Annotated in this window: 1 protein-coding gene; it reads right to left on the bottom strand. The window is 61.5% G+C overall.

Annotated elements, in window-relative coordinates:
• Positions 1-31 precede the first annotated feature (31 nt).
• The gene (locus PI739_RS19320; RefSeq protein WP_271352104.1) at positions 32-16,066 is read right to left on the bottom strand and encodes a non-ribosomal peptide synthetase; all 16,035 of its coding nucleotides are present in this window, start codon (positions 16,064-16,066) and stop codon (positions 32-34) included.
• Between the last annotated feature and the right edge of the window lie 92 nt (positions 16,067-16,158).

The following is a 16,158-nucleotide window of genomic DNA, read 5'->3' as shown; positions in this document are numbered from 1 at the left end:
TCTTCCAGTACTGCCAACAGTTCAATCATGCTCACAGAACAATCTCCATTCTTTCCGTTGTTGCTGCGTATTCCATGAGGGTGGGGTGTTTGAACAGCGACTTGACCTCGGCCTCCAGGCCTTCCTGACGCATGCGTTCCATCAGGCTGACGGCGAGCAGGGAGTGACCTCCCAGCTCAAAAAAATGGTCATGTCGGCCAACCTGCGTCACACCCAGCAAGTCTTGCCAGATATCGGCGATCAGTACTTCTCTCTCGCCTTGCGGAGCTTCGTAGCCACGGCTGATCAACGCGCCCTCGCCCGGCGCAGGGAGCGCCTTGCGGTCAAGTTTGCCGTTGGGGGTGAGAGGCAATGCATCGAGACGCACGTAAGCCACCGGGACCATGTAGGCCGGCAACTGCCCTAGCAGCCAGCCGCGCAGGCTGTCGATGGCTGGTTCCGTTTGCGCCGACCGGACCGTGTAATACGCCACCAGGCGTTTGTCACCGGGGACGTCTTCACGAGCGGTGACTACCGTATCCTGGACGGCAGGATGCCTGGCCAGACACGCGTCGATCTCGCCGAGCTCGATACGGAAGCCGCGAATCTTCACCTGATCGTCGTTACGGCCCAGGTATTCGATATTGCCGTCTGGCAGGAAGCGACCCAGGTCGCCGGTGCGATACATACGTGCCTGGGGCTGCCGGCTGAACGGATCCGCGAGGAAGCGTTCGGCAGTCAGGTCGTCACGGTTCAGGTAGCCGCGGGCCACGCCCGCGCCGCCGATGTAGATCTCTCCGGCAACACCCAGTGGCACGGGCTGTCGTTGCTCATCCAGCAGGTAAAACTGTGTATTGCCGACTGGTTTGCCGATGTGTGAAGCGAAGCCGTTTTCGCGATCCATCGCCACCCAGCTTGAGTAAGTGGTGGTTTCCGACGGGCCATAGAGATTGCACAGGCGCTGCACGCTGGTTTTCTCGAACAGGTTTTCCACCAGACTGCGCTTGAGTGCTTCTCCTGCGACGTTGACGGTATGGACCGACTCTGGCAAACCGTTGATTTCCAGCAGCGCTTTCAGCGCCGACGGTACGGTGTTGACCAGGCCGATATCGTGCTCGCCGTGTTGCAGTTCCAGCACGTTTGTGACCACCTCGATGCTGCCACCCGAGGTCAGCGGCGCAAAGCACTCGTAGACCGCGAGGTCGAAGTTCAGCGAGGTGGAGAACAGCGTTTTTTCCAGCGCAGAGCCGTCGAATGCCGTGTGCGCCCAGGTCAGGAAGTTAACGGTGTTGCGGTGCTCGATCATCACGCCTTTCGGCAGGCCGGTCGAGCCTGAGGTGTAGATCAGGTAAGCAAGATGCGCTGAGGTCTGCCCCGGCACCTGCGGATTACGGGCGGATTCGTCCTGCCAGTTGCTTGCATCAAGATTGATCACAGGTACCGATACGTCGACCAGTAACGCCTCAGTCGCCGACTGCGCCAGCACAGCGGCAGGCGCGCTGTCCTGCAACATGTAGGCAATTCGTTCTACCGGGTAAGCCGGGTCGAGCGGCACGTAACCGCCGCCCGCCTTGAGGATCGCCAGCAACCCGACGACCATCTCCACACCGCGTTCCACACAGATCCCGACCCGCGAATCCGGCTGCACACCCTGCTTGCGCAAGGCATGGGCCAGGCGGTTGGCCTGTTCGTTAAGCTCGCGATAGGTCAGGCGTTGTTCGCCATGAACCACTGCCATGGCTTGCGGTGTGCGCTCGACCTGTGCTTCAAACAGCCCGTGAATGGTCTGTTCGTGCGGGTAATCCAGCGCGGTGTCGTTGAACTGCACCAGCAACTGCTCACGCTCGGCAGCAGGCAGGATAGGCAGGCTTTCGAGCGCGGCGTCCGGTGACTGCTCCAGCGCAACAAGCAGATTTTCCAGCGCGGTCTGCAGGTACCCGCAGACTCGCCCGGCACCGACTTTGCCGGTCACCAGCACTGAAAATCTGAAACCGTCACCCTGATCATCGACGTTCAAGGTCAACGGGTAGTTGGTGCGCTCCTCACCATTCTGCACGTCGATGCCGCGCCAGGCCTCGATCGATTCGTTGGTGGGTTCTGCCACGCTGCTGTGGCGGTAGTTGAGTAGCGCGCTGAACAGTGGCAACGGTGCCGCCACGCCGCTGCAACGCTGCGCCAGCACCAGCGGCGCGTGTTCATGACCGAGCAATGCGGTGAGTCGGGCATGGGTCGCTCGTACGCCGTCCCGTGCCCCCTGCCCGGCCAGATCGACGCGCAGCGGCAAGGTATTGATGAACATGCCCAACGCCCGTTCGGCGCCTTCGCCACTGTGCATGCGGCCCATCAACACGGTGCCGAATACGACGGTGTGCCTGCCCGATACCTGACTCAATACCTGAGCCCAAGCCAGATGCATCAGACTTGCGGCGCTTACCCCCAGCTGCCGTGCCTGGGCGCGCAGACGCCTGTTCAACTGCCGGTCCAGTGTCAGGCTGCTTTCTTCAACATCGCGGCCATCCCCTTGCACATCCAGCAGCCCGAACGGCAGCGTCGGTTCGTCAATGTCACCGAGCAATTCGCGGAAAAACGCTTCGTGGGCCTCGCGGCTTATACCCAGGCGAGCCTGGGCCACATAGTTACGATACGGAATGGCTGCTTCGAGTTGGTCAGCCTGCCCCAGCAGATGCGCCTGCATGTCGTGGAGCACAATCTCCATCGCTGTATGGTCGAGGACCATGTGATGGAACAGCAGGATCGCCGCACAACGCTGGTTGGGCTGGTCTTCGGCGAAGATCAGCCGCAGAAGTGGTGCCTGGCTAATGTCCAGCCGCGAATGGCGAGGGTCGAAGCGCTGTTGCAGTTGCTCCATGATCGGCCCCTCTAGCGGGTCGAGTTCGACCTGCTCCAGCAACAGCCGAGCCTGACGATAGACAACCTGCACCGGTGTTTCCAGGCCTTGCCAAAGTACTGCAGTTCGCAGGATGTCGTGGCGATCAATCACACTTTGCAAGGCATCGACAAAGGCATTCAAACGCGTTCGGTCAGCAGTCTCGAATACCGTTTGCAGGACGTACGGATCGCCTTGTTCGGCAGCCAGATGGTGGTAGAGAATCCCCTCCTGCAGTGGTGCCAGCGGGTAGATGTCCTGCACATTTTCCACGCCGCCGGGCACGCTGGCGACAATGAGGTCGATGGCGGCCTGGTCGAGATCGGCCAGTGGCAGCAGCTCTGGCGTAATGCGCTTGCAGTCGTCCGGGATGGCGTTTTGCGGGACTGTTATTTCATTCAGGCTACCCACCGCCGCAGCCAGCGCGGCCAGCGTCGGCTGTGTGAACAGGGTGCGAATATCGGCATCGAGCCCCTGGCGCCGCATTTGCGCGATCAGGTTGACGGCCAACAGCGAGTGCCCGCCCAGCTCGAAGAAGTGGTCATGACGACCCACCCGCTCGACGTGCAGCAACGAACTCCAGATCTCGGCCACGGCCATTTCCACCGGCCCCTGGGGTGCCTCGTACTCCCGATCCGGAAGCGCGTCGCGATCCGGCATTGGCAGGGCCTTGCGGTCGACTTTGCCATTGGCCGTCAGCGGCCAGGCGTCCAGACGCACGAAGGCGCTGGGCACCATGTAGCCAGGCAGCACTGTCAGCAAGGCAGAGCGCAGTTCTGCCACCGGCGTCGACAGCGAACCGTCGCGCTCGATGAAATAAGCCGTCAGCCTTGGCTGGTCCGGTTCGTCCTCTCGGGCCAGCACCAGCGCTTCTTCGATGCCCGGCAATCGGCTTAGCTGCGCTTCGATCTCGCCCAGTTCGATGCGCGCGCCGCGAATCTTCACCTGATCATCGTTACGCCCCAGGTAGTCGAGAGTGCCATCGGCGTTCCAGCGTGCCAGGTCGCCGGTGCGGTACATCCGTGCGTCAGCGTGGAACGGATCACGCAGAAAGCGCTCGGCGGTCATCTCCGGTCGGTTCAGATACCCCCTCGCCACGCCTTCTCCGGCGACGTACAGCTCGCCCGCCACACCCAGCGGCACCAGTTGTTGATGCTCGTCGAGCAGGTACACGCGGGTATTGGCAATCGGTGTGCCGATGTCGAGTCTGCCGTCGGGCAGCAAACGCCCCGACGTGGCGACCACCGTGGCCTCGGTCGGGCCATAGTTGTTGATGACGGTAAAGCCCGGATCGCGCTGGAACTGGCGCAGACGGTCGCCACCAATCAAGAGCGTACGCAAGGTGGGGTGAGACAGGTCGCGGCTGAAGGCATATTCGGCGACCGGCGTTGGCAGGAAAGCCACCTGCAGCGGTTGAGCGATCCACCAGTCGAGCAGTGCATCAATCTGTTCATTACCCAAGTCCGCAGGCGGCAGGTGCAGGGTCGCCCCGGCACACAGCGCCGGCCAGACTTCCCAGGCCACGGCGTCGAAACCGAAGCCAGCGACGCTGGCGGTATGGCTGCCAGCCTGGAGATCGAAGGCCTGGCAATGCCAGTCGATCAGGTTGCCGAGGGTGCGGTGCTCGACCATCACGCCTTTTGGCTGGCCAGTGGAGCCGGAGGTGTAGATTACGTAAGCCAGATGCGTGGGGTTGAGCCCCGCCACTTGCGGGTTTTCCAGGCGTTGCGGCCATTCAGGGCGGTCAAAGGCGATGACCGGTGCAGACGTTTGCGGCACACGGTTCATCAGAGCCTGTTGGGTCAGCAGTACTTTGGGTGCGCTGTCGGCCAGCAGATAGGCAATGCGTTCGTCAGGGTGTGACGGATCGACCGGGACATAGCCTGCGCCTGCCTTGAGGACGGCGAGCATGGCCACCAGCGTGTCCAGCCCGCGACGGGCCATGACCGCCACGCGATCATCGACACCTACGCCGAGACTGATCAGGTGGTGGGCCAGTGCGTTGGCGCGTTGATTCATCTCGCCGTAGTGCAGGCAATGCTCGCCCACCTGAGCCGCTACACCTTCTGGCGCGCTGGCGGCCCGGGCTTCGATCATGGCATGCACGGTCTGCTCGTCATTAACTTGCGCCAGCGCCGTCGTGTTGAGCGTTTCCAGCAGGTAACGGCGTTCCTCTTCGCCGACCAGCGGGATGCGATCAAGATGCGTCTGCTCATCAGCCGCCAGGGCTTCGAGGATCTGCATGAAATAGTCGAGATACCGTTGCGCCGTGGTTTCGTCGAACAGCGCCGTGGCGTAGTCCAGCGTCCCTGCCAGCGTCTCGCCCTGCTCGCTCAGGTTCAGCGAAAGGTCGAATTTGGACACCTGACTGTTCTGCTCGACCGGCTCCACTCTCAGGTCGCCAAGCGAATCGGCAACGTTTTTTCCCGGCATCCAGTTCAGCGTGGTCTGGAACAAAGGAGGATGGGCCAGGCTGCGTGTCGGGCGAACGACTTCCACAACCTGTTCGAACGGCAGGTCCTGATGCTCCTGTGCTTCCAGTACGCGGGCCTTGACCCGGGCCAGCAGCGCCTCGCCGCTCGGATTGCCCGAGGTGTCGATGCGCACCGCCAGGGTGTTGACGAACAGGCCGATCAGGTCTTCAAGTTCGGTATGACCTCGCCCTGCCACCGGGCTGCCAATCACCACGTCGGCCTGACCCGAAAGGCGCGTGAGTGTCGTCGCCCAGGCGGCCATCAGCGCCATGTACAGCGTGACGCCCTGACGTTGTGCCAGTTTGCGCAGGTCTGCTGCCAGATTTGCATTCAGTTGCACGGCAAGGCTGGCACCGGCGAAGTCCTGCTGCGCCGGACGTGGCCGATCAGTCGGCAACGTGAGCAGCGTCGGCGCTCCCTCCAGTGCCTGATGCCAATAGGCGGCCTGGTGTTGCAGGCGTTCGCCGGACAGCCAGCGACGTTGCCATACCGCGTAATCGGCGTACTGGATCGCCAGCGCCGGCAGTGGATCGGGCTGTCCCTGGCAGAACGCCGGGTACAGCTTCAGCAGTTCCTGGCTCAGTACAGCCATCGACCAACCATCGGCGACGATATGGTGCACAGTCATCAGCAGCACATGACGGTCGTCGGCCACTTGCAGCAAATGAGCGCGAATCAGCGGGCCGTTAGCCAGATCGAACGGTGCTACCGCCTCGACCCGAATAAACTCTTCCAGGCCATGAGGCGCATGACGAATGTCTTCGACAGACAGCCCGGCGTCTGCGCAGGTGGGCACGAACAGTACTTGCGCAGCGCCTTCACAGGTCACAAATCGGCTGCGCAAGGTTTCATGGCGTTCGACGATACGTGCCAGGGCTCGGGCTAGGGCGGTGACGTCGAGCGCCCCCACAAGGCTCAGTGCCATCGGGATGTTATAGGCTTCGTTACCGCCGTCCATCTGTGCCAGGAACCACAACCTTTGCTGGGCGAAGGACAATGGCATTGGCTGATCACGCTTCACCGGCAGGATCGCTGTCAGTTCACTGCGCGCCACGCCATTCAGCGCTGTGGCCACCGCTGCCAGTTCACCGAGTGCAAACAGCTCGCCCAGCGGTAATTCAACGCCCAGCTGTTGGCGTACTTGAGACACCATGCGCATGGCCAGCAGAGAGTGCCCGCCCAGATCGAAGAAGTTATCGTAGCGACCAACCCGCTCGACCTGCAGTACCTCGGCCCAGATCTCGGCCAGCACCACTTCGACCTCACCTTTCGGTGCTTCGTAACCACGGCTGATCAGCGCTTGCGCATCCGGCACTGGCAGCGCCTTGCGGTCAAGCTTTCCATTGGCGGTCAGCGGCAGCGCATCGAGCTGCACGTAGGCTGCCGGCACCATATAGTCCGGTAACAAGCCTTGCAGATGGTTACGCAGGTGTTCGATGTCCAGCGCGGTTTCAGGCTGCAGCGCGGTTACATAAGCCACCAGACGCTTGTCGCCAGGCTCATCCTGACGGCACAGCACCACGGCTTCACGAATATCCGAATGCTCGGCCAGGCGTGCTTCTATTTCACCCAGTTCAACGCGGAAACCACGGATTTTCACCTGATCGTCATTACGACCCAGGTATTCCAGATTGCCATCGGCACGCCAGCGAACCAGGTCGCCGGTGCGGTACAAGCGTGCCTGTGGGTCGCTGTCGAACGGGTCGGCAACAAATTTCTCAAGGGTCAGTTCATCCCGATTCAAATACCCCTTGGCGACACCCTGCCCGCCGATATACAGCTCGCCGGGCACGCCCAACGGCACGGGTTGGCCTTGGCTACCGAGCACATACAGGCGGCTGTTGCCCACGGGTTTGCCAATAGGAATCGAGCCATTGCCGACCGAAACAATCTCGCAGGTCGCGGAAAAGGTCGTCGCCTCGGTCGGGCCATAGCCATTAAGCAGATGCTGTGGCGGATCATTCGCCAACACCCGGCCTATAACGGCCGGGTCCAGCACATCACCGCCAACAATCAGGTAGCGCAAGCGCGAAAAAGCCTCGCCCAGCCCCGAAGCGTATTGATGGAATAAACCGGCGGTCATCCATAGCACGGTTACGGATTGCTCCAGCAGCAGGCGCTGGAAGTTCAATGGGGAGAGCAAGTCGTTCTGCCCGATCACCACCACGCAGCCGCCGTTGAGCAACGGTGCCCAGACATCCAGCGTGCTGGCGTCAAATGCAGGGTTGGAAGCGAACGCCACGCGGTCCTGAGCGTTGAAATCGGCATAACCGTTGTTGATCACCAGACGGCTTATGGCCCGATGCGGCACCAGCACACCTTTCGGAACACCCGTCGAACCAGAGGTGTACATGATGTAGGCAACACTTTCGCTTGACTGCGGCAACGCCAGATCAGTGTCTTTCAGATCGTTCAGGGGCAAACCATCGAGATCGACACGCTGTGCAGCGGTTTCCAGCGACACTTGGCTGTGAGTGAGCAGTACACGCGCCTGGCTGTCCTCAACCATGAATGCCTGACGCTCGACCGGTGCATTGATGTCCAGCGGCACATACACCGCCGCGCACTTGAGCACTGCCAGTTGACTGGCGAGTAGGTCATGGCTGCGCTCCAGCAAAATCGCCACACTGTCACCCGGCTGCACACCAAGCCCCAGCAGATGCCGCGCCAGACGGTTGGCCCGAGTGTTGAGCTCGGCATAACTCAAGGCAACGCCGTCGTGGATTGCCGCACAAGCCTCGGGGCACGCCCGCACCTGAGCTTCAAACAGGCTATGCACGGTCTGTTGCTGCGGATAGTCCCGCGCGGTGTCGTTGAACGCCACCAGCAGCTCCGTCCGTTCGGCTTCCGGCACCACTGGCAGATCGCGCACTGCTGAGTCCGGTGCCGATTCAAGGGCTTGAACCAGATGGCTCAGGGCGGTCTGCATATAGTCGCAGATCCGCTGGCCATCGAAACCGGCTGCTACCTGTACGTTCAACAGGAAGCCTTCGCCTTGATCGTCCACCGACAGGGTCAACGGGTAATTGGTCCGTTCGAGTACGCCGAGCACCTGGGTATCCGCCCAACGCTCGCCACCGCTGGCTTCGCGTGCCGGGCTGTGGCGATAGTTGAGCAACGCGCTGAACAGCGGCGACGTTGCATCCACTGCGCTGCAACGTTGCGCCAGCACCAGCGGCGCGTGTTCGTGGCCGAGCAATGCGGTCAAACGGGCGTGGGTCTGACGCACGGCCTGACGCACTGCACACGTACCGACATCGACCCGCAGCGGCAAGGTATTGATGAACATGCCCAAGGCGCGGTCGGCACCCAGGCCGCTTTGCATGCGCCCCAGCAACACCGTGCCGAATACCACGTCTTCACGCCCGCTGGCGCTGCCCAGCACTCGCGCCCAGGCCAGGTGATGCAAGCTTGCTGCACTCACCCCCAGTTGCCGCGCCTGAGTGCGCAGGCGCTGACACAAATCAGCCTCAAGCGCGTGGCGAACCTCCTTGATGCCCTGCCCGTCACCCTGCACCTCAAGCAGACCGAACGGTAGCGTCGGTTCATCGACATCGCCGAGCATCTCGCGGAAAAATGCTTCATGTTGTTCGCGACTCACGCCAAGATGGGCCTGCGCCACATAATTCCGGTAAGGCATCGCCGCCGGCATTTGCGCCACGTTGCCGTGCACGTGAGCGAGCATTTCTGCACTCATCACGTCCAGCGCGGTGTGGTCGAGGGCAATGTGGTGGAACAGCAGGATCGCCACCCAGCGCTGGTTCTCCGGGTCTTGGGCAAAGGCCAGGTGAACCAGCGGGGCCTGACTGAGATCGAGGCGGTACTCGCGGGGATCAAAACGGCGTTGCATCTGGGCGACGATATCGCCGCCGCCCGGTGCCAGGGTGATTTGCTCAATCGACAGCTCGACCCGGCGTAGAGCCACTTGCAGCGGTTGTTTCAGACCTTCCCAGACCAGCGCCGTGCGCAGGATGTCATGGCGATCGATCATTGCCTGCAAGCCTTCGGCAAAGCGTCGTACGTGCGCCGGATCATGCAGGGCGAAGGTTGCTTGCAGCAGATACGGGTCGCCCTGCTCCGCGGCGAGATGGTGATAAAGAATGCCTTCCTGCAATGGTGCCAGCGGGTAAATGTCCTGCACGTTCGCTGCGCCACCGGGAACGCTGGCGACAATACGCTCGATACTCGACTGGTCCAGTGTGGTGAGGGTCAGCATGTCCGGGGTGATGTGCTCGCAGCCGTCGGGAATGCCGTTGGCGGGCACTTCGATCTCGATGCCGCCGCCCACCGCCGCCGCCAGTGCAGCAAGGGTGGGCTGGCCGAACAGCACGCGCACATCGGCACTCAGGCCAGCCTGACGCATGCGCTCGATCAGCTTCACCGCCAGCAGCGAGTGACCACCCAGTTCAAAGAAATGGTCCTGCCGACCGACGCGTTCAACACTCAGCACGTCGGCCCAGAGCTCAGCCAGCATGATTTCGGTGTCGCCGATCGGGGCCTGATAGTCGCGACTGACGAAGGCATCGGCTGATGGCTGCGGCAACGCGCGACGATCCAGTTTGCCGTTGGGCGAGACCGGCAGTTTTTCCAGGTGTACATAGGCTGCGGGGATCATGTAATCCGGCAGCAGCGCCTGTAAATGCAGACGCATCTGGTCGGCCTCGGGCACCACCTGCCCGGCGTGCACGCTGAAATAAGCGACCAGGCGCTTTTCACCGGGAACGTCTTCGCGGGCCAGCACCGCTGCATCGCGCAGACCTGGAAATTGACCGAGACGCGCCTCGATTTCGCCCAGTTCGATACGGAAACCTCGGATCTTGATCTGATCGTCGTTACGGCCCAGATAGACGATCCTGCCGTCGGCCTGCCAGCAACCCAGGTCGCCGGTCTTGTACAGGCGCGCGTGTGGGTTGCCGACATCGCTGGCGGCAAACGGATCAGCGATAAAGCGTTCGTTGGTCAGTTCATCACGGTTCAAGTAGCCACGCGCGACACACGCACCGCCGATGTACAGTTCACCCGCGACGCCCACCGGAACGGGGCGCATGTGTTCGTCGAGCAGGTAAATGCGGGTATTGGCCACCGGCTGACCGATGCTTGGTAAGGTCGGCCAGGCCTGCGGGTCACCCTCAAGGGTCAGCGCCGTGACCACATGGGACTCGGTCGGGCCGTAGTGGTTATGCAGGCGGGCGTCGTTCAAACGGGCGAATAACTGCCGCATCGGTTCGGTGATTCGCAGTTGCTCACCGGCAGTGATTACGTCCTGCAACAGGCAATCAGTCTGTTCGGGTTCAGCGACTACCGCCTCGGCCAATGCCTGCAGGGCAATACATGGCATGTACAGGCGTTCGATACGCTGCTCGCAAATATGTTGGAACAGGCGGCGGAAATTCAGACGGGTATCACCGTGGATAAGAGACAGTTCGCCACCTGCACACAAGGTGCTGAAGATTTCCTGAAAGGCCACATCAAAACCCAGCGCGGCGAACTGCAAGATGCGTTGCCTCGGGCGACCGTGCTCGACAGTCTGGGCGATCTGCCAATGCATCAGATTGACCAGCGGCGCATGGGGCATGGCCACGCCTTTGGGCTGTCCGGTAGAGCCAGAGGTGTAGATCAGGTAAGCCAGGTGCTGCGCGCCAAGCCCCGCAAGCTGCGGATTGGTCGTCGGCGTGCGGTCAATACCGCTCTCGGCGCGGGCATCAGCCTCCAGCAGCAACACCGGCAGGACGGCCTGCGCAACGCGCTCGCGCAAACCGCGTTGGGTCAGCAGCATTTTCGGTGCGCTGTCCTCAAGCATGTAGGCCAGACGTTCCGCAGGGTAAGAAGGGTCGAGTGGTACGTAGCCTGCGCCGGCCTTGAGAATGCCCACCAGGCCCGCGATCATTTCCAGACTGCGTTCCGCACAGATCGCCACCCGGTCATCAGCACCAATGCCTTCGGCGATCAACCGATGGGCAATCTGGTTAGCCCACTGATTGAGCTCGAGGTAACTCAGTTGCTGGCCTTCGTAGGTGACTGCCACCGAGTCGGGTTGCGCAGCCGCCTGGGCCTCGAACAGCTGGTGCAGCAAAACGTCTTGCGGGTAGCCGCAGTCGAATGCGTTGAAGTCTTCCAGCAATTGGCGACGCTCGTGCACGGGCAACCAGTCGAGGCTGTGCAAGGGTGCATCGGGCCGGCTGTCCAGCGCGTCGGCCAGTTGCTCCAGCACGGTGTGCATGTAACCGCAGATACGCCGGGCACCGATTCCGGCCACTGCCTGAACGGTCAGGCCGAAGGATTCGCCGAGGTCGTCCACCGACAAGGACAGTGGGTAGTTGGTGCGCTCTTCACCGCCGAGTACCTCGACACCGCCCCAAAGCCTGGTCTGCCCTGCCTCTTGAGGTGTCTGGGCGCCGACCGCGACATGGCGGTAGTTCATCAGTGCACTGAATAACGGTGTCGGTGCCGCCACGCCGCTGCATCCCTGGGCCAGTGACAACGGTGCATGCTCATGACTGACCAGCGCCGCCAACCGTGCGTGGGTGGTACGCACTGCAGCCTCAATGCCCTGCTCTCCGGCCGCGACGCGCAATGGCAAGGTATTGATAAACATGCCCAAGGCCCGTTCGGCGCCTTGACCACTGAGCAGGCGGCCCATCAGCACAGTACCGAAGACCACGTCCTGACGCCCTGACAGGCGCCCGATCACCTGAGCCCACGCGAGGTGATGCAGGCTGGCGTTGCTGACGCCGAGGCGTCGGGCATGGGCGCGCAGACGTTCGGCCAGCTCCGGGTCAACCGGTAGCAGGGCTTCGTCGACTCCGCTGCCGTCGCCTTGCAGGTCTTGCAGGCCGAACGGCAGGGTCGGCTCGTCAACATCGGCGAGCATGTCGCGGAAGAACGCTTCGTGCTCCTCGCGGCTCATGCTCAATCGCGCCTGAGCCACATGATTGCGATACGGTACCGACGCTGGCAGATGGTTGCCGCGCCCTTGTCTGAACGCCTCGATCTCTGCGCCCAGCAAAGCCAGCGAGGTGGCATCATCGATCAGGTGATGGAACAGCAACACCGCCACCCAGTTTTGGTTGACGGGATCCTCTGCGTAATGCAGGCGCATCATCGGTGCCTGATGCAGATCCATGCGTATCCGTCGTGGATCGAACTGTGCCTGCAATTGGGCCGCGACATCACCCTGCTCCGGATGCGGCAAAAACGCCTCGACGCGCAGCCGTGCCTGACGCCAGACCACCTGCACTGGCTCGTCGAGCTCTTCCCAGGCTACCGCCGTTCGCAGAATGTCGTGACGGTCAATGACTTGCTGCAAGGCCTCCGTGAAGTCCAGCAGTTGCTCGAAGCTATTGACCCGCAACAACGCCTGCAACAGGTACGGATCACCCTCCTCACTGCTTAAGTGGTGATAAAGAATGCCCTCCTGCAACGGCACCAGCCCATAGATATCCTGCACGTTGCCCACACCGCCCGGCACTGTGGCGACCACACGGTCGATCTGAGCCTGGGTGAGTCGGGCCAGAGGCAGCATGTCGGGGGTAATGTGCCGACAGTCGGCGGGAATCTTATTGGTGGGCGCCTGCACGTCCGTGACATTGCCGCTCGCTGCCGCCAGCGAGGCCAGGGTCGGCTGGCCGAACAGCACGCGCACGTCGGCATTCAGACCGATGTCGCGCATGCGTTCGATCAGTTTCACCGCCAGCATCGAATGCCCACCCAATTCGAAGAACTGGTCATGACGGCCTACCTGCTCGACGCCCAGCAACTCGGCCCACAACCCGGCCAGGCAGGTTTCCGTCAGGCCTTGCGGGGCCTCGTATTGACGCCGGGCATAGGCCTCGGCCACGGGCAGCGGCAGTGCCTTGCGATCAAGCTTGCCGTTGGCGGTCAGCGGGAAAGCCTCCAGGCTGACAAAAGCGCTCGGCAACATGTGCTCGGCCAGCGACAGGCGCAGCTGTTCACGCAACCAGGTAGCGTCCGGTTCCAGGTCTGCCGTGCCGATGACATAGGCCACCAGGCGCTTGTCGCCCGGTTCGTCTTCACGCACCACGACCACCGCTTCACGCACGCCTTTGCAAGCGCTCAATCGAGCTTCGATCTCGCCCAGTTCGATACGGAAGCCACGAATTTTCACCTGTTCATCGTTACGGCCCAGGTATTCCAGGCTGCCGTCCGGCAACCAACGACCCAGATCGCCAGAGCGGTACATTCGCGCCCCGGGTTCCGGGGCGAATGGATCATCGAGAAAGCGCGTCGCGTTCAATTCATCGCGATTGAGGTAGCCACGGGCCACGCCTGCCCCGCCCACGTACAACTCGCCCGCCGCGCCTGGTGGCAGCGGATGGCCATAAGCATCCAGCAGGTACAGCTGCAGGTCGGGAATGCGCTTGCCAATCGGGCTGGCGCCAACGCGCTGCGCGTCTCCAGGCTGCAACGGGTAATAGGTCACATGCACTGTGGTTTCGGTGATGCCGTACATGTTTACCAGTTGTGTAGCAGCATTCACTTTTCGGGCGTACCACGGTTTGAGCATCGCCGTTTCCAGCGCTTCACCACCGAAAATCACCTGACGCAGCGAATGTGTCTGCTCTTTTTCGCCCTGAGCCGCAATCAGTTGGCGGAACGCACTTGGCGTCTGGTTGAGCACCGTGACACCGGCACTGCACAGCAGCCTATAGAAGTCTTCTGGCGAGCGGCTGACCAGTTGCGGCACGATCAACAGGCGGCCGCCGTGCAGCAATGCGCCCCAGATTTCCCAGACCGAGAAGTCGAAGGCGAACGAGTGGAACAGCGCCCACACGTCCTGTTCGCTGAAGCCGAACCAGTCTTCCGTGGCCGAAAACAGTCGTGCAACGTTGCGATGCTCGACCATTACGCCCTTGGGCAGACCGGTGGAGCCGGAGGTATAGATCACATAGGCAAGGTCGCTGGACTTGACCGCTACCTGCGGATTGCACACGGATTCGTTCTGCAGGTCGGCGTCGTCGAGATAGATCAGCGGCACTTCAGATAACGGCAACGCTTGTTGTACTGACTGTTGGCTCAATAATGCCACTGGCGTGCTGTCGCCGAGGGTATAGGCCAGGCGCTCTAGTGGGTAAGCCGGGTCCAGCGGTACATAACCGGCACCGGATTTGAGGATGCCCAGCAAGCCGATAATCATCGCCGGGCCACGCTCGACGCAGATCGCCACGCGATCATCAGGGAGCACACCCAGCGCGAGCAAGCGATGCGCGACCTGGTTGGCGCGGGCGTTGAGTTCGCCGTAGCTCAGGGTTTGATCTTCGAATACCAGCGCCACGGCGTCTGGTCGTTCTGTAGCGCGTGCTTCGAACTGCTGGTGGATAGTCAGGTCATCGGCGAAATGTGGCTGATCGGCATTCCACGCCTGAACCCGGGAGGTGTCGGTCTCGCTGATCAGCGAGAACCCGTTCACCGGGAGTTGTTCATTCGTCAGCCCCTGCTCCATAACACGCTGCAAGCGCTCGGCAAGGAGGACAATCTCGTCGTGCTGAAAAAACGCCTCGTTGTAGATGTAGTGCATCCACGATTCAGTTTCGCAGGCGTTGGTGCGCAGGTAGATAGCTAGCGGCGTCTGTTCGTGGTTGTTCGAACACTTGGTAGTGCTGGCGGCTGCCTGATTGAAATGCAGCGGAAGGTTCTGGCGCTCATAGGAGAACGTCAGATCGAACAATTGGGTACGCTCGGTACGGCGCAATTCCAGCAGCCGGTTGAGGTCGCTGACCGGGAACCGCTGGTGGCGGTAATCCTGCTTGACTGCCCGACATATACCCTGGACCAGTTCTGCGAACGGCAGGTCTGGACTGAATTTCAGGCGCACCGAACTGAGTTGGGTAAAAAGCCCCAGGGTCTTCTTGTAGCCGGCATTGGAGCGGTTGAGAATCGGCAGGCCGATGACCAGTTCATCACGCTGGTAGACGCGGGTGAAGTACACGTACAGCACTGCCAGCAAAACATGGAACGAAGAGGCTTGCAGTCGAAGCGCCAGATCGTCGATCTGCTGCTCCAGACCACGGTCAAGACCGGAGCTGATGTGGCCGCTGCGGCTGTGTGCTGTCTGGTTCTGAATAGAGACCTGGCGCGGGCGCGCTGTCAGCAACGGATCGGGGATCTCACGGTATTTGTCCAGCCAGTAGGCTTGATCGAGCGAAAAACGTCGCGACCCGCGATACTTGAGGTCGTCCTTGATGAAATCGACATAGGACGGCGCCGCAACGTCAGGCGTGCGCTGATTGAGCAGCGCATTGTAAATCTCACTGAGGTACGTACAGACACCGTCGATGCTCCAGCCGTCGAGCACGATGTGGTGGGTATAAAACACAAAGTAGAAGCGCTGCTCTTCGAGTTTGAGCAAATGCATTCGGTAGAGTGGCCCACCCTCGAGCCTGAACGCTTTTTCAAGCCGGGTCTGCACCCAGTGTTCGGCTGCCTGACGCGGGTCGTCATGCCCTTGCAGGTCGATCGGAGTCATACACTGCGGCATGCTCGAGGCGAAGGCCTGTAGCGGCAAGCCCTCCTCGTCACGTTCGTCAAGCAGGACCATGCGCAGAGCATCGTGTTCTTCAATCAACAGGTCCACGGCCTGCTGGAACAACACGGAATCGACGGCACCATCGATCTCCATATAGCCGCCGATGTTGTATAACGGCGAGTCGCCCTGGGTCATCTGATCCAGCCAGATATTGCGTTGCGCAGCGGTCAGGGCAAATGCCATACATTTCTTCTCGCAAAGGGTCGGCCTGGCCGCATACAAAAGGCAGCGATAACCGGTAGTCGATTCGGAGCCCGGGACGAGCCTGCTTCATG

Origin of the sequence: Pseudomonas cerasi (assembly GCF_027983475.1) — a bacterium.
GTDB lineage: Bacteria > Pseudomonadota > Gammaproteobacteria > Pseudomonadales > Pseudomonadaceae > Aquipseudomonas > Aquipseudomonas cerasi.
This window is presented reverse-complemented; position numbering and strand designations above follow the sequence as displayed.